The 18,778-nt window shown below is 40.4% G+C and carries 17 protein-coding genes; 3 read left to right on the top strand and 14 right to left on the bottom strand.

Going from position 1 to position 18,778, the window contains the following annotated elements:
- Window positions 1-87 precede the first annotated feature (87 nt).
- The 13 genes from lpxA to rpsB form a co-directional block, all read right to left on the bottom strand.
- Window positions 88-858, bottom strand: coding sequence for an acyl-ACP--UDP-N-acetylglucosamine O-acyltransferase (gene lpxA, locus AC5NT5_RS05660; protein ID WP_165742989.1), 771 nt, complete (start codon window positions 856-858; stop codon window positions 88-90).
- 2 nt (window positions 859-860) lie between these two features.
- Entirely contained in the window at window positions 861-1,313 is a 453-nt protein-coding gene (gene fabZ / locus AC5NT5_RS05655; RefSeq protein ID WP_002958310.1) for a 3-hydroxyacyl-ACP dehydratase FabZ, read from the bottom strand.
- Between the two features lie 26 nt (window positions 1,314-1,339).
- Window positions 1,340-2,362, bottom strand: a complete 1,023-nt coding sequence (gene lpxD, locus AC5NT5_RS05650) for a UDP-3-O-(3-hydroxymyristoyl)glucosamine N-acyltransferase (RefSeq protein WP_494514290.1) — start codon at window positions 2,360-2,362, stop codon at window positions 1,340-1,342.
- A 7-nt stretch (window positions 2,363-2,369) separates the two neighbouring features.
- Entirely contained in the window at window positions 2,370-2,888 is a 519-nt protein-coding gene (locus AC5NT5_RS05645; protein WP_002958312.1) for an OmpH/Skp family outer membrane protein, read from the bottom strand.
- Between the two features lie 11 nt (window positions 2,889-2,899).
- The gene (gene bamA, locus AC5NT5_RS05640) at window positions 2,900-5,371 is read right to left on the bottom strand and encodes an outer membrane protein assembly factor BamA (protein WP_024596248.1); all 2,472 of its coding nucleotides are present in this window, start codon (window positions 5,369-5,371) and stop codon (window positions 2,900-2,902) included.
- Window positions 5,372-5,471: 100 nt separating this feature from the next.
- Window positions 5,472-6,824 (bottom strand): sigma E protease regulator RseP, encoded by a 1,353-nt coding sequence (rseP, locus tag AC5NT5_RS05635; RefSeq protein ID WP_494514291.1) that lies wholly within the window; start codon window positions 6,822-6,824, stop codon window positions 5,472-5,474.
- Window position 6,825: 1 nt separating this feature from the next.
- Window positions 6,826-8,031, bottom strand: a complete 1,206-nt coding sequence (gene ispC, locus AC5NT5_RS05630) for a 1-deoxy-D-xylulose-5-phosphate reductoisomerase (protein WP_494514292.1) — start codon at window positions 8,029-8,031, stop codon at window positions 6,826-6,828.
- Window positions 8,028-8,894, bottom strand: a complete 867-nt coding sequence (locus tag AC5NT5_RS05625; RefSeq protein ID WP_024606268.1) for a phosphatidate cytidylyltransferase — start codon at window positions 8,892-8,894, stop codon at window positions 8,028-8,030. The genes ispC and AC5NT5_RS05625 overlap by 4 nt, the downstream gene beginning before the upstream one ends.
- Window positions 8,895-8,913: 19 nt before the next feature.
- Window positions 8,914-9,693: an undecaprenyl pyrophosphate synthase gene (uppS, locus tag AC5NT5_RS05620; RefSeq protein WP_024596497.1), complete on the bottom strand. Its 780-nt coding sequence runs from the start codon at window positions 9,691-9,693 to the stop codon at window positions 8,914-8,916.
- Between the two features lie 243 nt (window positions 9,694-9,936).
- Window positions 9,937-10,458: a ribosome recycling factor gene (gene frr, locus AC5NT5_RS05615; protein ID WP_206013162.1), complete on the bottom strand. Its 522-nt coding sequence runs from the start codon at window positions 10,456-10,458 to the stop codon at window positions 9,937-9,939.
- A gap of 49 nt (window positions 10,459-10,507) precedes the next feature.
- Entirely contained in the window at window positions 10,508-11,257 is a 750-nt protein-coding gene (gene pyrH / locus AC5NT5_RS05610) for a UMP kinase (protein WP_024596498.1), read from the bottom strand.
- A gap of 158 nt (window positions 11,258-11,415) precedes the next feature.
- The gene (gene tsf / locus AC5NT5_RS05605) at window positions 11,416-12,267 is read right to left on the bottom strand and encodes a translation elongation factor Ts (protein ID WP_002958320.1); all 852 of its coding nucleotides are present in this window, start codon (window positions 12,265-12,267) and stop codon (window positions 11,416-11,418) included.
- A 104-nt stretch (window positions 12,268-12,371) separates the two neighbouring features.
- Window positions 12,372-13,100 carry a 30S ribosomal protein S2 gene (rpsB, locus tag AC5NT5_RS05600; RefSeq protein ID WP_002958321.1) on the bottom strand — a complete coding sequence of 243 codons (729 nt, stop codon included), beginning with the start codon at window positions 13,098-13,100 and terminating at the stop codon, window positions 12,372-12,374.
- Window positions 13,101-13,371: 271 nt separating this feature from the next.
- On the opposite strand from rpsB, the gene map reads away from it, so the two are divergent.
- From map to dapD, 3 genes are read left to right on the top strand one after another with little or no spacing between them, the layout of a single operon-like run.
- The gene (map, locus tag AC5NT5_RS05595) at window positions 13,372-14,157 is read left to right on the top strand and encodes a type I methionyl aminopeptidase (protein ID WP_002958322.1); all 786 of its coding nucleotides are present in this window, start codon (window positions 13,372-13,374) and stop codon (window positions 14,155-14,157) included.
- Between the two features lie 30 nt (window positions 14,158-14,187).
- Window positions 14,188-16,806, top strand: coding sequence for a [protein-PII] uridylyltransferase (gene glnD, locus AC5NT5_RS05590; RefSeq protein ID WP_494514293.1), 2,619 nt, complete (start codon window positions 14,188-14,190; stop codon window positions 16,804-16,806).
- 9 nt (window positions 16,807-16,815) lie between these two features.
- Window positions 16,816-17,643 (top strand): 2,3,4,5-tetrahydropyridine-2,6-dicarboxylate N-succinyltransferase, encoded by an 828-nt coding sequence (gene dapD / locus AC5NT5_RS05585; RefSeq protein ID WP_138584315.1) that lies wholly within the window; start codon window positions 16,816-16,818, stop codon window positions 17,641-17,643.
- Between the two features lie 170 nt (window positions 17,644-17,813).
- Here the strand turns inward: dapD and AC5NT5_RS05580 are convergent, their stop codons facing one another.
- The gene (locus AC5NT5_RS05580; RefSeq protein WP_494514294.1) at window positions 17,814-18,593 is read right to left on the bottom strand and encodes a hypothetical protein; all 780 of its coding nucleotides are present in this window, start codon (window positions 18,591-18,593) and stop codon (window positions 17,814-17,816) included.
- Between the last annotated feature and the right edge of the window lie 185 nt (window positions 18,594-18,778).

Here is an 18,778-nt window from a genome sequence, read left to right as displayed (position 1 = left end):
AATTAGGTCTAAACCGTGGGCAATAAAAAACCACCTTCGATTTATCATCTAGGGTGGTTTTTTTATGCTTAGAGCAAAATGCGCGAATTATCTTACGATGCCGCGCTCTGAGCTTTTAACAAAGTCGACCATCAATTTCACAGCAGGGTACTTTTCAGCATCTTCACTAAGTGATTCAATCGCTTCGTCTGCACCTAAGCTTTTACGATAAAACGCTTTGTATGCACGGCGTACAGCCATAATTTCATCACTTTCGAAACCACGACGTTTCATGCCTTCTTTATTGATAGCAGCAGGACCTGCTGGCATACCAATGGTAGTAACAAAAGGTGGTACATCTTTGTTAACACCTGAATACATACCAATAAAGGCATGTGCACCAATTTTACAAAACTGATGAACTCCCGAATTACCACCTAAGATAACCCAGTCGCCTACATGTACATGGCCGGCTACACTTGCATTGTTAGCAAAAATTACGTTATCGCCAATTACCGCGTCATGAGCAACGTGTGTATAAGCCATAAATAAGTTATTACTACCAATTTTAGTAACGCCTTGATCTTGAATTGTACCACGGTGAATTGTTGCACATTCACGGATAACGTTGTTATCACCCATGATCAATGTAGTTGGCTCGTTGTTGTATTTTTTGTCTTGGCAGGCTTCACCCACAGACGCAAACTGAAAAATATGATTGCCAGAGCCAATAGTTGATGGCCCTTTAACAACAACATGAGACTCAATAATACAGTTATCACCGATAACAACATCATTGCCAATATAGCTATACGGACCAACTGAGACATTGTTGCCTAGTTTAGCGCCAGGTTCGATTATTGCTGTAGAATGGATCACTATTAAAACTCTCTTCTCGCACACATAATTTCGGCACTACACACTACTTTGCCGTCGACTCTAGCTTCTGCTGCAAACTTCCAAATGTTGCGACGTTCTTTTAAAAACTCAACATGAAGATGCATTGTATCACCTGGGATCACTGGCTGTTTAAAACGTGCGTTATCAACGGCAGCAAATAAATATAATTCGTTTTCACTACGATTTTCTACTGTTTTAAAACCTAATAAACCCGTAGCTTGCGCCATTGATTCTAATATTAGCACACCAGGAAAAATTGGCTGATTTGGGAAATGGCCAGTAAATATAGGTTCGTTTATAGAAACATTTTTAATAGCATGTAAAGATTTGCCAGGTGTAAAATCAATAACACGATCAATTAATAGCATCGGGTAACGGTGCGGTAATAAACTTAAAATTTCTTGAATATCAAGGCTATTTAATTCGTTTGCCAAAATAGCATCCTTATTAGTGTTCAACGTTATGACTTAGCCAATGCTTCCAGCGCTTTAAGACGTGATTTCATGTCTGAAAGGTTACGCAAGTGAGCTATTGATTTACGCCATTCTTTGTTTGTTGTATGGGGCATACCAGATGAGTAAATACCTGGTTCGGTGATTGATTTTGTCACCATACTCATGCCGGTAATTATAACACTATCACATACAGACATGTGACCATTAATTGCAACCATGCCACCAATTTGACAGTTTCTGCCAATGGTAACGCTTCCTGCAAGTACGGTGCAGCCCGCGATTGCGGTGCCTGAATTAACTTCAACGTTGTGCGCTATTTGACACTGATTATCGATAATAACATTGCTATGAATGATGGTATTGTCCAGTGCGCCACGATCAATTGTCGTACTTGCACCAATTTCAACTTTGTTACCTATGATCACAGAACCAAGCTGAGGTATTTTAACCCATTGCCCGCGTTCGTTCGCATAGCCAAACCCATCACTACCTACAACACTATTTGCTTGAAACAAACAATCTGAACCAATTTCAACATCGTGATAAATAGTCACACTAGACCAAAGCTTAGTGCCAGAGCCTATTTTAACACGTTCTCCGATAAAACTGTTCGGACCAATTTGCGCATTGTCACCTATCACTGCATCAGCTTCAATGACTGCATTAGCACCTATAGCGGCGCTGTCACTAACAATCGCTGTTGAATGAACAGTGGCACTTGGATGTATACCCGTCGAGGCTGAGCGTGGTGTTGTATCCATAAATTGCGCTAATTTTGCGTAACTTACGTACGGATTAGCAACAATAACTTTGCTACCACTAAAGTACTGAGCATCGGCTTGGCTTACTATTACAGCGCTAGCTTGAGTAGTTTCAAGTTGCGAGCGATATTTTGAGTTCGCTAAAAATGCAATATGCCCAGAATGGGCATTTGCAAGTGTCGCTATTTTTTTTATTTCTAAAGCGCCATCACCCTGAAGTTCGGCGCCTAGAAGTTCCGCAATTTGCGAAAGCGTATAATTTTGCATAGAGTGATTATTTCTTACTAACAGCGGCTACAACTTTAGACGAAAGATCAGTTACTTCTTTAGGATTAAAGTAAATTGTTGTGTCTTTTACTTTAACTTCGTCGAAGTCGCCGTCTTTAGCAATTTCTTCAATTGTTTTAATAATCACACCTTGAACTTTAGCAAGTTCTTGGTTTTGGCGCGCTTTGATTTCTTGCTCTAAAGGACGACCTTGTTCAGCAAGATTTTTTTGCATGCCTTGGATTTTATCACGTAGTGCATCTTTTTGAGCTTGGCTCATAGTTGTACTTTCGCGTTTAAATTTTTCAGCTTCAAAACGAATATCGCCTTGTAACTTTTCAAGCTCTTGACGACGTTCAGCAAACTCAGTTTGTAAAGACTGTTCAATTTTAGCCATTTGAGGAATTTGCTTGTAGATTTCCTGCATATCAACAATACCTACTTTGTGTGCAAATGCATTCACAGAAGTACCCATCATTAACGTTGCTAAAACTGCTACAGCTGTTGATTTAAATAATTTTTTCACAAAAAACTCCTTTAGAAAGTGTTACTAATGTTAAAGCTGATGGTTTTCGTATCGTCATCTTCTTCTTTTTGCAATGGATACGCAAAACTGATCAGCATTGGACCCATTGGAGAGATCCATTGTAATGAAAGACCGGTTGAAACCCTAAAACGCATTGGGTCTGAATAGTCATCTAATTTAGCACGTTCATCAACGCCTAAGTTTTGATAACGGTCTACGTTAAACTCAGTATCCCATACGTTTGCAGCATCAACAAAGAAGCTAGTACGTACAGAGCTGGTATTTTCTTCATCTAAGAATGGTGTAGGAACAATTAGCTCCATACCTGCCACTGCTTTAGCATTACCACCAATACGACCTTGTGGCACTAGAATATCAAATTCTGATGCACCACCAATGCTACCGGTTGTAGTACCGTCTGCACCTGGCGTACCCGGAATAGACTGCGGTATACGCGACACAGCACGTGGTAATATTGTATTACGGTCAAAGCCACGAAGTTCCATTTCCGTTATACGGAAGTACTCTTGGAATGGAAGTGTTTGCTCATACCCGTTTGTAGAACCATAACCATTACCATAACCAAGCGCTGCACGCGTTGAGAATACCCAACGGTGGTCATTTGATATAGGCCAGTAAAAACGCGAATCGTAATTCAGTTTAAAGTACTGAAGATCTGAGTTAGGCGTTGTTGCTGTTAAGTTTAGAGTTTGACGCGAACCCGCTGTTGGGAATAAACCACGGTTAACGGTGATACGCGACCAGCCAACACTCAGCTCATACTTAGTAAAGTCAAAGCCTGCATCTGGATTGTCTGGATCTAAGAATGTTTCACGAAGTACACGCGTTTGCTCGTACTCTGCAATATCCGAAAGCTCTTCTTTAATCCAACGGGCGCCAAAGTTAACACGATTTACAGCATCAATTGGAAAACCAATATTTGTGCCTAAACCATAACTTTTTGATTTGTACTCAACAAGACTGAATTTACTTGCATCGTAGTTTCTGTAAAAGATGCTACTGCCTTGCGATACACCATCTGGCGTAAAGTATGGGTCTGTGTACGATAAGCTTAAGCTTTCAGAACCTGTAGACGTATTAAGATTTAAACCAATTTGGTTACCTGTGCCTAAAAAGTTAGATTCTGTTACACCAATATTAAATTGCAGACCTAAGTAAGAACCATAAGCAAGGCCAGCATTAAAGCTACCCGCTGATTGCTCTTTTACAGTAAAGTCTACATCTACTTGGTCATCCACACCTGGTACAGGCACTACGTTGAAATCAACAGTTTCCATGTAAGGTAAACGTTGAATTTGTAGTTTTGAACGCTCGAGGTTTTGATTAGATAACCAGGCGCCTTCAAGTTGTGTCATTTCACGGCGAAGTACTTCATCAGCTGTATTTTGGTTACCACCAACAATAATACGACGAACATATACACGCTTACCTGGATTAACCGATAGTGTTAGTTGTACTTCTTGCTTTTCGTCGTCAATTTCTGGAATTGTACGCACTTCAGCATTAGCGTAACCAAAACGTGCTAAGTAGCTTTTAATAAATTCTTCTGACGAAGTAACTACAGAACCGTTATAAAGCTCACCCGCTCTAAGTGGGATAACACTTTTAATTAAGTCTTCACGGCCAAGCAAGTCACCAATAAAGTCAAAGCCTTTAACGGTATATTTTACGCCTTCAGTTAAGTTAGCTGTAACGTAAACTGACTCACGTTCAGGGCTCACTGATACTTGCGTTGAATCGATATTAAAACGTAGGTAACCACGGTCTAAATAATAACTACGAATTTTTTCTAAATCGCCTTCAATGGTTTGCTTTTGGTAGCGATCGCTACCCATAAACTGCCACCAAGGTAAATCTTGCTGCGATTCAGCAAGTTTAAGAAGCTCTTCATTAGAAAAAAGTTCATTACCCACTAAGTTAATTTGTCGGATAGAAGCTGCATCACCTTCATCAAACTCTAATTTAAGTTTAACGCGGTTACGAGGCAACTTAGTAATACTGATATCTACTTTAGCGTTGTATTTACCAATACTGTGGAAAAACTCAACTAAGCCCTTTTCGATACTATCGATAACGGTTTTATCAAGTGGCTCACCTTGGCGAATATCTTGCTGATCAAGAGACTCATTAAGCTGCTCGTCTTTAATGTCTTTATTGCCTTCAAACTCAATGAAGCTGATGGTAGGACGTTCCGTTACTTTAAAAATAACGTTGTTGCCATCACGAAGGGCTTTTATGTTATCAAAGTGCCCAGAACGATAAAGTGACTTTATTGTTTTTGAAATCGTATAGTCATCAACATTATCGCCTACGTTAATAGGAATATGTGTTAGCGCTGCACCAAGTGCTACGCGCTGCAAACCTTCAACTTTCAGGTCTTCAACAATAAAGGAGTTTTGGCCTAGGGCTGCAAAACTTGCACCCAATAAACTTGTTACTGCCAAATGTTTTTTTATAGCCATTTTATTATCTTTATCCTTTACAACTGTATTACCGCATAACACCCTACTAAAGTGGTGCTTTACAATCGTGTTCTAATTAGTAATTTGCCACGCTGTAAAACTACAAACGCGATACATCATTGAACAAAGCGAAACATGTTAGAAAAATGAGCAACAAGGCGCCCACTTTAAAACCAAACTCTTGTGTCTTTTCAGAGACCGGCTTTTTACGAAAAAGTTCAATTATGTAATACATTAAGTGTCCACCATCAAGCACTGGTAAGGGTAATAAATTAAATACACCCAAGTTAACGCTTATTAAGGCTAAAAAGCTTAAAAAGGCCACTAACCCATAGCTTACGCTAGTTCCAGCGCCTACTGCAATGCCCACAGGGCCACTTAAATTCTTAACCGAAACCTGACCTGTAATTAAATTACCAATCATATCAAAACTGAGTGTAATTAAGCGCCACGTTTCTTTTGTGCCTCGCACGATACTATCGAGCGGGCCGTAATGTCTAGTCTCTACATAACCATTAGGCCATTGCTGTACAACAGGAGCAACGCCTAAAAAGCCTTGCTCAATACCGTTATTATCAATGCGCCCTTTAGGGGTTACTGTAATGGCTTTTATAGTATCTTGTCTTTTTACACTAAATTGTAAAGATTTGTTAGCTGATTGCGTAATAAGATTAACTAATTGCTGCCAATTGCTTATTGTTTCACCGTTTACAGCCAAAATTGTGTCATTAACTTGTAAATTAGCGTGTTCTGCAGCTGAATCTTTAGTCACGGCGGCAATTGTTAAAGTGGCTTGAGGTCTAAATGGTACAATACCTAACGAGCTTAGTGGTGGCACGTCTTGCTGATCTAGTTTCCACCCCTCTAAATTAAGGGTTTTAACACGTGGTTGAAGGTTTTTATCGCGCACTATCACTTCAACGCTTTCTTCACCTAAATTAGACATAAGTGCAAACGTGGCATCTTGCCATGTCGTTATGTCATCATCACCAATTTTTATAATATGTTGAGAAGGCATAATGCCCGCTTGCTCTGCCCGGCTACCCTCGGTAATGCTACCTACCACAGGCTTTACCGACTGCACACCCACCATATACATTACAGCAAGAGCAAAAATGGCAAACAAAAAGTTTGCCATTGGACCCGCTGCAACTATGGCAATACGTGCTTGTACAGATTTAGCGTTAAACGATAAATGACGTTGGTTTGCCGGCACGTCATCAACACGCTCATCAAGCATTTTTACATAACCGCCTAATGGAATAGCGGCAATCACGTATTCGGTATTATATTTATCGTGCCATTTTAACAGTGGCTTACCAAAGCCAATTGAAAAACGCAGCACTTTAACGCCCATTTTTCGTGCAACCCAAAAATGGCCATATTCATGTATGGCCACTAAAATACCAAGCGCTAAAATAAATGAGCCAAGATTCCAAAAAAAATCAAACATATTAATGCGCCACTTTTGTTATAAATTCTGAAGCGCTAATACGCGCTAATTTATCGCACTCTAAAATTTCATCTAAGCTTTGTACATTGGTATACGTTGCAGCTTCAAGCGTTTGTGCATTTATTTTGTATATATCAGTAAAACCAATTTTACCGTTTAAGAATGCACTTACTGCTATCTCATTTGCTGCGTTTACTGTTGTGGTAGCACCTTGTCCGGCACTACACGCATCAATCGCTAATTGTAGGTTTGGATAGCGAGAAAAGTCAGGCTTGGTGAATGAGAAATCACATATATCAGAGAAGTTTAACGGTTTAACGCCTGCATTAATTCGCTCAGGGTATGCAAGTGCATGGGCAATTGGAGTGCGCATATCAGGGTTACCCATTTGCGCTAAAATAGAACCGTCGTGGTATTGCACCATTGAGTGAATAATACTTTGTGGATGTATCACTACGTCTATATCACTGGTGTCGCAATTGAATAACCACTTAGCTTCAATAAACTCTAAGCCTTTATTCATCATAGTTGCAGAGTCTACTGATATTTTTTGACCCATCGACCAGTTAGGATGCGCCACGGCTTCACTTACAGTTACATCTTTTAGTGTGTTTATATCGCGCGTTAAAAACGGACCACCAGAACCGGTAAGCAAAATTTTACTTACGCCGTTATCTTGCAGATTTTTATCGCTTTGTGCATTTTGTAGTGAATGAGGTAAGCATTGAAAAATAGCATTATGTTCGCTATCAATTGGTAGCAAGGTCGCTTTATGTTGTTTAACTTTATCAATAAACAACTGACCTGACATAACTAACGATTCTTTATTAGCAAGGAGTACTTTTTTACCTGCTTCTACTGCACTTAATGTAGGTAGTAAACCAGCTGCACCTACAATTGCCGACATCACGACATCAACATCTGGGTGAGCACATAAGTCGCACATTGCTTGCTCGCCGTGCATAACAAGCGTTTGACATGGTGTATTAGCTAAATAAGCAGATAACTGCTCAGCGGCTTGCTGGGTAGCCATAATCGCATAAAGTGGTTCGTGTTCAATACACAGCTCAGCCATTTTTTTTGCGTTTTGCCCTGCAGCTAAAACAAAAACATCAAATAACTCTTTATTACGCGATACAACATCGAGTGTACTTAAACCAATTGAACCTGTTGCGCCTAAAATAACCAGCAATTGCTTTTGGCTCATAAACTAAGAGTCCACGCATAGCACATTACAAACATTGGAGCTGCAGCCGTCAAGCTGTCAATGCGGTCTAAAATACCGCCGTGCCCAGGTAAACAACGGCCGCTATCTTTTAAACCAGCTTCACGTTTAAACATGCTTTCAAGTAAATCACCTACTGCAGAGAACAATGCAATAAATGCAGTCATTATCGCGTAGATAGGCCAAACACCTAAATCAACATCGGTAAAGTGACAAAATGCTAAAACAAAAATGATAGAAGCGACTACACCGCCTGCTAACCCTTCAATTGTTTTATTAGGGCTCACTTTTGGCATAAGTTTATGCTTACCAAAGCTCTTACCTGAAAAATAAGCACCAACGTCTGCACTCCACACAATACCCAATACGACTAAAATCAGTACCGAGCCAAAATGTGTTGATTCAGCATATTGCGCACTGCGCAGCGTATTTAGTGCAAGCCATAACGGCACAAGTGTTAATAAACCTGCAATGCCGCGCATTACTAAACCTTCATTCCACGCTTTAGCCATTTCTGGATAGCGCCAAATTAAATAACTAGCAACAATCCACCAAGCAAACGAAAGCGTAAATACATAATTTGCATCACCTACTAGCTTGCCATTTTCCCATAGTGATTCAATAGGCCAATGTAAATTAAGCAGGCCAAGTAAGGCTGCAATCAATACAACAAAAGCACCACGTTTGAGCTTATCGCATAAACCCATAAACGCAGACCATTCCCATGCGCCTAATAATACTATTGCACCGGCAAAGTAACTAAATAACGTAAGCGGTGTATAAAAAACCAAAGCTAATGCCGATGGTGCAAGCACAAGTGAGGTTAAAATTCGTTGTTTTAACAAAATGTGACCCTTATTCTATTTAGGTTTGAGCGAGTAATTGTTTTATTTGTTCGCCCGTACAACCAAAACGTCGCTCTCTGGCAACGTAACACGCTATAGCCTCAGCAAATGCTGCTTCATTAAAATCAGGCCAAAGTGTCTCGGTAAAGTAAAGTTCTGCATAAGCAACTTGCCATAGTAAAAAATTACTAATACGAACATCGCCACCAGTGCGAATAAGTAAATCAGGTTCAGCCTGATCTGCCATGCTCATATGCTGTGCTAAGCGCTCTTCTGTAATATCTTCTGCGTTGAGTGTGCCTTGCGCAACTTGCAAAGCAAGTTGTTTAGCCGCGTTAGCCATATCCCAACGACCACCGTAATTAGCTGCAACATTTAAGCGCAATCCGGTGTTATTTTCAGTCAGCTTATGCGCAGCGTCTACCTTGCTACGTAATCCTTCAGAAAATCGTGATAAGTCTCCAATAATGGTCAGTTTTACATTGTTTTTATGAAGCTTTTTAACTTCCTTTGTTAAAACAAATAAGAAAAGCTCCATTAAAGTGTTTACTTCGTCTTCAGGGCGGCGCCAGTTTTCACTACTAAAAGCAAATAAGGTTAACGATTGTATCCCTAATTTAGTACAAAACTGAACAGATTGACGAACTGCGTCTACGCCTTTTTTATGCCCATACACACGAGGTCTATTTCTAGCTTGTGCCCAACGTCCGTTCCCATCCATGATGATAGCAACATGTTTGGGTAAACATTGCTGTGAAATTGTGTCAGCATCTAGAACCATAAATATTGAGTATTCCATAAAAAAACGCCGCCTAGTATACCCTAGACGGCGTTTCAAAACTAATAATTTTAATAGGTCCTGTCGACCTTTCACGATTGTAATTTATTCAATCTAGGCAGAACCCTTTGGGCAGCGCGTTTTTAGGTTTTATGCATTGCTATCGCCTAATAATGGGAAATAACCTCATTACATAGGCTATGCTTTGCCTTAAAACCAAACATACTACTGCAAATTCAACCTCAAAAATAAACAGGGACTTACTTAGATTTCCATTAACTCTGCTTCTTTAGCAGCTAATAGCGTATCCATTTCTTTGATAAATTTATCTGTCAGTTTTTGAATCGCATCATCTGATTGACGCGCTTCATCTTCAGATATTTCTTTATCTTTTAATAAACCTTTTACATCACCATTAGCATCACGACGAATGTTACGAATAGCAACACGACCGCCTTCAACTTCGCCACGTACAATTTTGATTAGGTCTTTACGACGCTCTTCTGTAAGTGGAGGAAGTGGTACACGAATAACAGTACCTGCCGACATAGGGTTTAAACCTAAGTCAGACGCCATAATTGCTTTTTCAACAGCTTGCGCTAAAGACTTATCAAATACACCAATAGCAAGTGTACGAGAATCTTCAATTGTTACGTTAGCAACTTGGTTTAAAGGCGTTGGTGCACCGTAGTACGACACCATAATACCATCTAGGATTGCAGGATGTGCACGGCCAGTACGAATTTTAGATAATTGGCTACCTAGTGCAGTTACACTTTTTTGCATGCGCGCTTGCGCGTCTTTTTGAATATCGTTAATCACGGTTTAATCCTAATTATTTGATTATTTCATCTGAGGCTTGTGAAGAAATAAGTGTTCCTTCTTCTTCACCCATAATTACGCGTTTTAGCGCGCCTGATTTATTCATATTAAATACGCTCAATGGCATATTGTGATCGCGGGCTAGAGTAAATGCCGCTAAATCCATAACTTTTAATTCTTTTTCAATGATTTCATTGTAGCTTAAGTGGCTGTAAAGCGTCGCTTCTGGGTTTTTAACAGGATCATCACTGTACACACCATCCACTTTAGTCGCCTTAATTACTGTATCCGCTTCAATTTCGATACCGCGTAAACACGCTGCAGAATCGGTAGTAAAAAATGGGTTGCCAGTGCCCGCTGCAAAAATAACAACGCGGCCAGTTTTAAGTAAACTAATTGCTTCAGCCCAGTTATAAGCGTCACATACACCATTTAGCGGAATAGCCGACATTAAACGACAGTTTACAAATGCACGGTGTAGCGCATCACGCATTGCAAGGCCGTTCATAACCGTTGCAAGCATACCCATGTGGTCGCCTACTACGCGGTTCATACCTGCTTCTGCAAGTGAACCACCGCGTAAAAAGTTACCTCCACCAATAACTAAACCCACTTCTACGTCAAGCTCTACTAGCTCTTTAATTTCTTGTGCCATACGGTCTAAAACTTTTGGGTCGATGCCGAAGCCTTCGTCTCCCATTAAAGCTTCACCACTTAATTTGAGAAGAACACGTCTAAAAATAGGTTTGCGATTGATAGTCATAGTATAGGGGCCAACTTTTATTGAATTATGGATAAAAAATAACCGCGCTTATGTTAAACATAAAAGCGCGGTTATTTTAAAGAATTTCTAGCTGTGAAGCAAAACCAAATAGTACTTTAATTGCATCTAATTTCCTTTTGCATCACAAATAGTTAATCTTACTGACCTTTAGCAGCTGCAATTTGAGCAGCAACTTCAGCAGCAAAATCTTCTTCTTTCTTCTCGATACCTTCACCAACTTCTACACGTACAAAGCCAGTAACTGTTGCGTTTTTCTCTTTAAGAATATCGCCAACAGATTTTTTAGGTTCCATGATGAAAGCTTGACCAGTAAGAGAAACCTCACCAGTGAATTTTTTCATGCGACCAACAACCATCTTCTCAGCGATTTCAGCAGGCTTGCCTTCATTCATCGCGATTTCGATTTGTACTTGCTTTTCTTTTTCTACAACGTCAGCTGGTACGTCTGAAGGAGTTAAGTACTCTGGACGTGAAGCAGCAACGTGCATTGCAACGTGCTTAAGTGTTTCTTCATCAGCAACACCTGCAACAACAACACCGATACGGTCGCCATGACGGTACTCAACTAGGTTTTCACCAGCAATGTACTGTAGACGACGTACGTTGATGTTTTCGCCAATTTTAGTTACTAGCTCAACACGGTCTTCTTCAAACTTAGCTTGTAAGTCTTCGATAGTAAGAGTGTCAGCAATTGCAGCTTCAGCAACTTTATCAGCAAATGCTAAAAAGCTTACGTCTTTTGCAACGAAATCTGTTTGACAGTTAACTTCTACTAGTACTGCAACACCAGCGTTTTGCTTGATGATGATAGTACCTTCAGCAGCAATGTTACCTGCTTTTTTAGCAGCTTTAGCAGCGCCACTTTTACGCATGTTTTCAATCGCTAACTCGATGTCGCCATCAGTCTCAGTTAACGCTTTTTTACAATCCATCATGCCAGCGCCTGTGCGCTCGCGTAATTCTTTAACTAGGGCAGTAGTTACAGCCATTAGTAAATCCTCAAATCTGAAATCTGGTTTAGATAAGCGGGTTACCCGCTCTACAAGAATAACAAGTCTTCACCTTAAAAAGATGAAGACTTGATGATAGCTAATTACTCAGCTTCAACGAAATCGTCTTTCTCAGCTTGAGCAACGATGTTATTCTCGCGACCTTCAGTGATAGCAGCTGCAACAGCGCTAGTGTAAAGGCTTACAGCACGGATAGCATCATCGTTACCAGGAACGATGTAATCAACGCCGTCTGGGTTAGAGTTAGTATCAACGATTGCAACAACAGGGATACCTAGGTTGTTTGCTTCACGGATAGCAATGTGCTCGTGGTCAGCATCGATAACGAAAAGCGCGTCTGGAAGACCGCCCATGTTTTTGATACCACCAAGGCTTTTTTCAAGCTTTTCCATTTCGCGGTTAAGCATTAACGTTTCTTTCTTAGTTAATTTCTCGAAAGTACCGTCTTGGCTTTGTGCTTCAAGGTCTTTAAGACGCTTGATTGATTGACGTACAGTTTTCCAGTTAGTCAACATACCACCTAACCAACGGTGATTTACGAAGAACTGATCGCTTTCTAAAGCAGCTGCTTTAACTGCGTCGCTTGCTGCGCGCTTAGTACCAACGAAAAGAACTTTACCTTTGTTTGCTGCAGCACTTGATAAAAACTTAAGTGCGTCGTTGAACATTGGTACAGTTTGCTCAAGGTTGATGATATGTACACGGTTACGTGTGCCGAAGATGAAAGGCTTCATCTTAGGGTTCCAGTAACGTGCTTGGTGACCAAAGTGAACACCAGCTTGAAGCATATCGCGCATTGAAACGTTTGCCATTTTATAGATCCTCTATAGTTGTTTAGGGTTAGGCCTCCACATATCCCATAGCACCAACACCGAAGTAATTAAACTTCAAATGCACCCAAGTGTATGTGACGATACGTGTGTGTGTTAAAATAAAATTGTGTTTGCCTTAAATACAAAAAATCATTTAAGAATTTATTTGTAAAAAGACGGCGCGCTTTATACCATATTAAAATTAAATACTCAACGTCGCGTGCAAAATTTGTTCGGCGATAAATGTTAGAAACTCAACTTTGGAGCCTCAATGAGCGCTATTATCAAGACCCCTGAAGAAATAGAGAAAATGCGCGTAGCTGGACGCTTAGCGGCCGATGTACTTGAAATGATCGGTCCTCATGTAGTGCCGGGTGTTACCACCGATGAGCTAAATACACTTTGTCATGATTATATTGTTAATGTGCAACAAGCAATCCCTGCTCCGTTAAATTATCATGGCTTTCCAAAATCAGTTTGTACGTCAGTTAATCATGTTATTTGTCACGGAATTCCAAATGACAAAGCATTAAAAGAAGGCGACAGCGTAAATATTGACGTCACTGTCATTAAAGATGGCTACCACGGCGATACTTCTAAAATGTTCCACGTTGGTACACCAAACATCCAAGCTAAGCGTCTTGCAGAAGTAACACAAGAAAGCTTATACCTTGCTATTAAAATGGTAAAACCAGGTGTGCGCTTAGGTGATATTGGCTCTGCTATTCAAAAATATGCCGAAAGTTTTAATTACTCTATTGTTCGTGAATATTGCGGCCACGGTATTGGCGCAGGATTTCATGAAGAACCACAAGTAATGCACTACGGTAAAGCGGGTACTGGCGAAACTTTAAAAGCGGGCATGTGCTTAACAATTGAGCCAATGGTTAATGCGGGTAAACGCCAATGTAAGCTACTTAAAGATGATTGGACTGTAGTAACTCGCGACCGCAGCTTGTCTGCACAGTGGGAACATACTTTATTAGTGACTGAAAATGGTGTTGAAATTTTAACGCTACGATCAGATGATACTATCGACAGGATCATAGAACACTAATAATAAATAAGAAATTAGGAGCCAGCCCACGTGGCATTACCCAACAAAGTAAAAAAGTTGCTCAGCGATGCTGAGCAACTTAGCGATTATCGCGATTGTTCTAGCTATTTTTATAAATGGTTACATAACGAATTTTCTAAACAACCGGTTGGGAATTTAATTAATGCCCGGGCTGAGTTTATTGACCGCCTACTAATTAAGCTTTTTCATGTTTACGACTTAGCGCGCGAACCTGATTTAGCATTAATAGCAGTAGGCGGATACGGACGTGGGGAGCTACATCCCTACTCCGACATCGATTTTTTATTGCTTGTAACTAAACCGCCAAGCGAAGAAATATGCGAAAAAATAGGCCAGTTTGTCACCATGCTATGGGATCTCAACTTAGAGATTGGTCACAGCGTGCGCACTATAGAACAAGCCATTGATCAAAAACGTGAAGACGTTACTTTTGCCACCAGCTTACTTGAAAGCCGCCTTATTTTTGGTAATCATATTGAGTTTGAAAAACTCAAAACGCATATTCTAGAAACACCCGTATGGCGCTCCGGTGAGTTTTTTACTGCCAAAGTTCAAGAACAAAACTTACGTCACAAAAAGTGCCACGGCACCGCGTATAATCTTGAGCCAAACATTAAAGAAAACCCCGGTGGCCTGCGCGACTTGCAAACCATTATTTGGGTTGCAAAAAAGCACTTTAGAACCGAAACCCTGCAAGAGTTAATAAGTCACGGCTACTTAACCCATGAAGAGTTTCAAGAGCTTTCTGAGTGCCTAGAAAATCTATGGAATATTCGCTTTGCACTGCATCTAGCAGCAGGTCGGGCTGAAAACCGCTTATTGTTTGATCATCAACCCCAAGCCGCCGAAATTTTAGGTTTTGGTAGCGACGGTAAAGCCTCTGTTGAGCGTATGATGAAGCGCTTATTTAGAATAATGAGCCGCGTTCGCGAACTTAACCAAATGCTACTTTCATACTTTGAGCAAAGTATCATGCCCGAAAGTAGTGAAAAAACGGTGATAGTACTCGACAGAAACTTTGAGCAAGTGGGCCATCAAATACGCGTAAAAGATCCATCTGTATTTTTTAGACGTGACCAACTTTTTGTATTGTTTGAGCACATAGCAGACAACCCTGCAATAACGCATATTTACCCAAGCACTATTCGTACAATTCGCCAAGTACGCCGCCGTTTATTAGGGGATTTACAAGATTATGCAGCCTGTCGTGAAGCCTTTTTACGCTTAGTTAAACATCCTAACGGCATGGGCCGCGCATTTACGCTCATGCACAAGCACGGCATGCTTGCCGCCTACTTACCGCAGTGGCGTAATATATTTGGGCAAATGCAGTTTGATTTGTTTCACGCCTACACCGTAGATGAGCACACTCACAAATTAATCAAAAACATTTACGAATATTTTGATAAAACAGGCATTAGCGAGTTTCCTATTTGTAGTGAAATAGTCACTCGAATGGACAAACCAGAGCTACTTTATTTAGCCGGTATATTTCACGACATTGCTAAAGGCCGAGGTGGCGACCACTCAGAACTTGGCGCTGTTGACGCAATAGCATTTGCTAAATTACATGGTTTTTCATCGGTGGATGCAAAGCTCGTTGCATGGCTTGTAAGTAATCATTTACTTATGTCGGTTACCGCACAGCGTAAAGACATTAACGATCCTGCTGTAATAAAAGACTTCGCTACACGCGTTAAAACAGAGCGCCAACTCGACTACTTATATTGTTTAACCGTTGCCGACATACGTGCAACCAACGACAACTTATGGAACGATTGGAAAAACACCCTACTGCGTGAGCTCTACTTACACACGCAACGCGCTTTGCGTCTAGGGCTCGAAAACCCAATGGATCAGCGCGACCAAATTCGCGATAAAAAGCACCAAGCTAAACAACGTCTACTCAACTTAGGCTACCCTGAGAATAAAATTGATTTAATTTGGAGTCGCTTTAAAGCCAACTACTTTACCGCCTTTAGCGAACAACAAATATCGTGGCAAAGTGAGCATTTATTAAGCAGCACCGATTTAAGCCAACCCAGTGTAATTGTATCTAACAAAGCAATGCATGGTGGTACACAAGTATTTGTATACAGCCCTTACTCTGGAGCACTATTTGCAAGATTAGTGAGTGTAATTGGCTCTAAAAAAGCACAAATACAGCACGCGCAAGTACTGACCACAAAAGACGGTTACGTCCTGTTTAGCTTTGTAATACTTGAAGTAAGTGGCGACCCTATTGCAAGTGGTCGAGCGCAATCAATTAAACGTGGGCTTGAGCAAGCACTGAGCGATCCGCGTAAAAAAATTCGCTTTAAAAAGAGCCGCTCGCAACGCTTTAAAGATTTTAATATTAAACCTAAAATTGTGTTGCGCCCACATGCACGCAAAGACCGTAGCTTAATAGAAATTCAAGCCGTCGATATACAAGGTTTACTAACCAAAATAGCCGAAGTTTTCCAAGCGCATTTACTACACATTCACGCTGCCCGCATTACAACGGTAGGTGAACGTGCCGAGGATTTCTTTGTCGTATCTAATAACGAATACCAAGCGCTGACTGATGAAGAGCAAGCAAAAATTCATCAGGCATTACGTAAAAAATTCAACGCCGAAACAGAATAGAGGACACACATGTCAGATTTAAAAACGATGATCGAAAACGCATGGGACAACCGCGATAGCATTAGCCCAAGCACAGTATCTAGCGACGTAAAACAAGCCATTATCGACGCACTTGATTTACTTGATAGCGGCGCAGCACGCGTTGCTGAAAAAATATCAGGTGAATGGGTTGTACACCAGTGGCTTAAAAAAGCAGTATTACTGTCGTTTCGTATTCGCGACAACCAACCAATGAACGACGGCGTAAACCAGTTTTACGACAAAGTACCGCTTAAATTTAGCGACTACACGCCAGAGCAATTTCAGCAAGGCGGTATGCGCGTAGTGCCAAACGCAGTAGCGCGTAAAGGCAGCTTTGTAGGTAAAAACGTAGTACTTATGCCATCGTACGTAAACATTGGCGCATATGTTGACGACGGCACCATGGTTGATACATGGGCAACTGTAGGCTCGTGTGCACAAATTGGTAAGAACGTACATTTATCAGGTGGCGTTGGCATAGGCGGCGTTTTAGAGCCTCTACAAGCTAACCCAACCATCATTGAAGACAACTGCTTTATTGGCGCACGTTCTGAAATTGTTGAAGGCGTAATTGTTGAAGAAGGCGCGGTAATTTCAATGGGCGTTTACATCAGCCAAAGCACCCGTATTTATGACCGCGAAACTGGCGAAATTCACTACGGCCGCGTACCAGCAGGCGCAGTAGTTGTACCAGGCGCACTACCGTCAAAAGATGGCACCCACAGCCTTTACGCTGCAATTATCGTGAAAAAAGTAGATCAACAAACACGTGAAAAAGTAGGCATTAACGCCCTACTACGCTCAATTGATGAGTAACAGTCGGTTGGGTTGAGTGAAACAAAACCCAACGATACTTTGAAGTTAAGTGTTTTAGCTGAACTTTAATTGTATATAGAAAAGCGCTAAGTCCTTTGGGTTTAGGGCTTTTCTTTAAACGATTACTTATCTACGTCAGATTAAAATATAGTCAATTACACCTGCAAATTTTAATCGCTTAATAAACTCTTATAATTGACAATACTCCTAATATAATATGATCTTTCGGCATGTTTTTCTAAACCATCCAAAGCGCCCACTAACCAAGAGGATCTTTCTGAGCCTTTGAAAAAATGCTTAACTTCAAATAAGTAATTTAATTGATCTAAAACACTTTCAACCAGATAACTCCTGAATTCACCATCATTTATCTCAGCAAATAGTGTTACTAGTTTAACTTTATTTATAAATGCATTTTCTAAAAGGAGTACATTAGCTTTTAAACTATTCGCTTTAGCGGATGGCTGTATACTATCGATTGCTGTACGTAATCTAGACTCACTCAAATCACCAAGCTTTAAGTTAGCTGTATATTGCCAATTCAAGCACTGCTCTATTTTATTCTCTTCCTTCTCAATCAACTTTAAAAGTTGGTTACTCTTTTCCTCGTTGAGCAATTGATAAGAAACCGCTTGCTGTGACTCTTGTGACACTCTCGATTTCTTATGTTCTTCTCTAGTTAAGGTCATCTCCTCTCTGTTAAGAGTCATTTCTTCCCTGGTAAGACTAAGCTCCTTAAGCTGCATTCTTAAAGAAAATATTAATAAGAGTACTGTTGAAAAAGATAATATGGGGTTAAGTATCCCTCCAAAGAAGTCCCCCGTAGCTCCCCAATCAGAAATCGTTTTTGCATAGCCTATTCCGAAATAGGTTATGAAGGAAATTATCACTAAAGATGTAATAATTACTAATGTGGATAAACCTATATATATTTTCATTTTGCTATTCATTATCTTTCCTTGGATTGAAAATAGACTTTTTTATTTAGTAAAAAGCTAAATATTAAAATCAGGTCCCACAATAAAGCATAAACGTCTATATAAAAATAAAGTTTAATTAAAACGCATTAATTAGCCATAGGATTTCGTTTCACTCAATCCAACCTACGGAAAAACCTCCCAAAACTAAAAAAGCA

Source organism: Pseudoalteromonas sp. J2K-J599, assembly GCF_059295115.2.
The sequence above is the reverse complement of the archived record's forward strand: the minus strand, read 5'-3'. Positions and strand labels throughout refer to the sequence as shown.

Bases quoted from the DNA above. Each gene is read 5' to 3' on its own strand.
- uppS (WP_024596497.1), bottom strand. From the start codon at position 9,693: ATGGAATACTCAATATTTATGGTTCTAGATGCTGACACAATTTCACAG.
- tsf (WP_002958320.1), bottom strand. From the start codon at position 12,267: ATGGCTGTAACTACTGCCCTAGTTAAAGAATTACGCGAGCGCACAGGC.
- ispC (WP_494514292.1), bottom strand. From the start codon at position 8,031: ATGAGCCAAAAGCAATTGCTGGTTATTTTAGGCGCAACAGGTTCAATT.
- frr (WP_206013162.1), bottom strand. From the start codon at position 10,458: ATGCAAAAAAGTGTAACTGCACTAGGTAGCCAATTATCTAAAATTCGT.
- map (WP_002958322.1), top strand. From the start codon at position 13,372: ATGAGCGCTATTATCAAGACCCCTGAAGAAATAGAGAAAATGCGCGTA.
- bamA (WP_024596248.1), bottom strand. From the start codon at position 5,371: ATGGCTATAAAAAAACATTTGGCAGTAACAAGTTTATTGGGTGCAAGT.
- AC5NT5_RS05580 (WP_494514294.1), bottom strand. From the start codon at position 18,593: ATGAATAGCAAAATGAAAATATATATAGGTTTATCCACATTAGTAATT.
- dapD (WP_138584315.1), top strand. From the start codon at position 16,816: ATGTCAGATTTAAAAACGATGATCGAAAACGCATGGGACAACCGCGAT.
- rpsB (WP_002958321.1), bottom strand. From the start codon at position 13,100: ATGGCAAACGTTTCAATGCGCGATATGCTTCAAGCTGGTGTTCACTTT.
- rseP (WP_494514291.1), bottom strand. From the start codon at position 6,824: ATGTTTGATTTTTTTTGGAATCTTGGCTCATTTATTTTAGCGCTTGGT.
- lpxD (WP_494514290.1), bottom strand. From the start codon at position 2,362: ATGCAAAATTATACGCTTTCGCAAATTGCGGAACTTCTAGGCGCCGAA.
- pyrH (WP_024596498.1), bottom strand. From the start codon at position 11,257: ATGACTATCAATCGCAAACCTATTTTTAGACGTGTTCTTCTCAAATTA.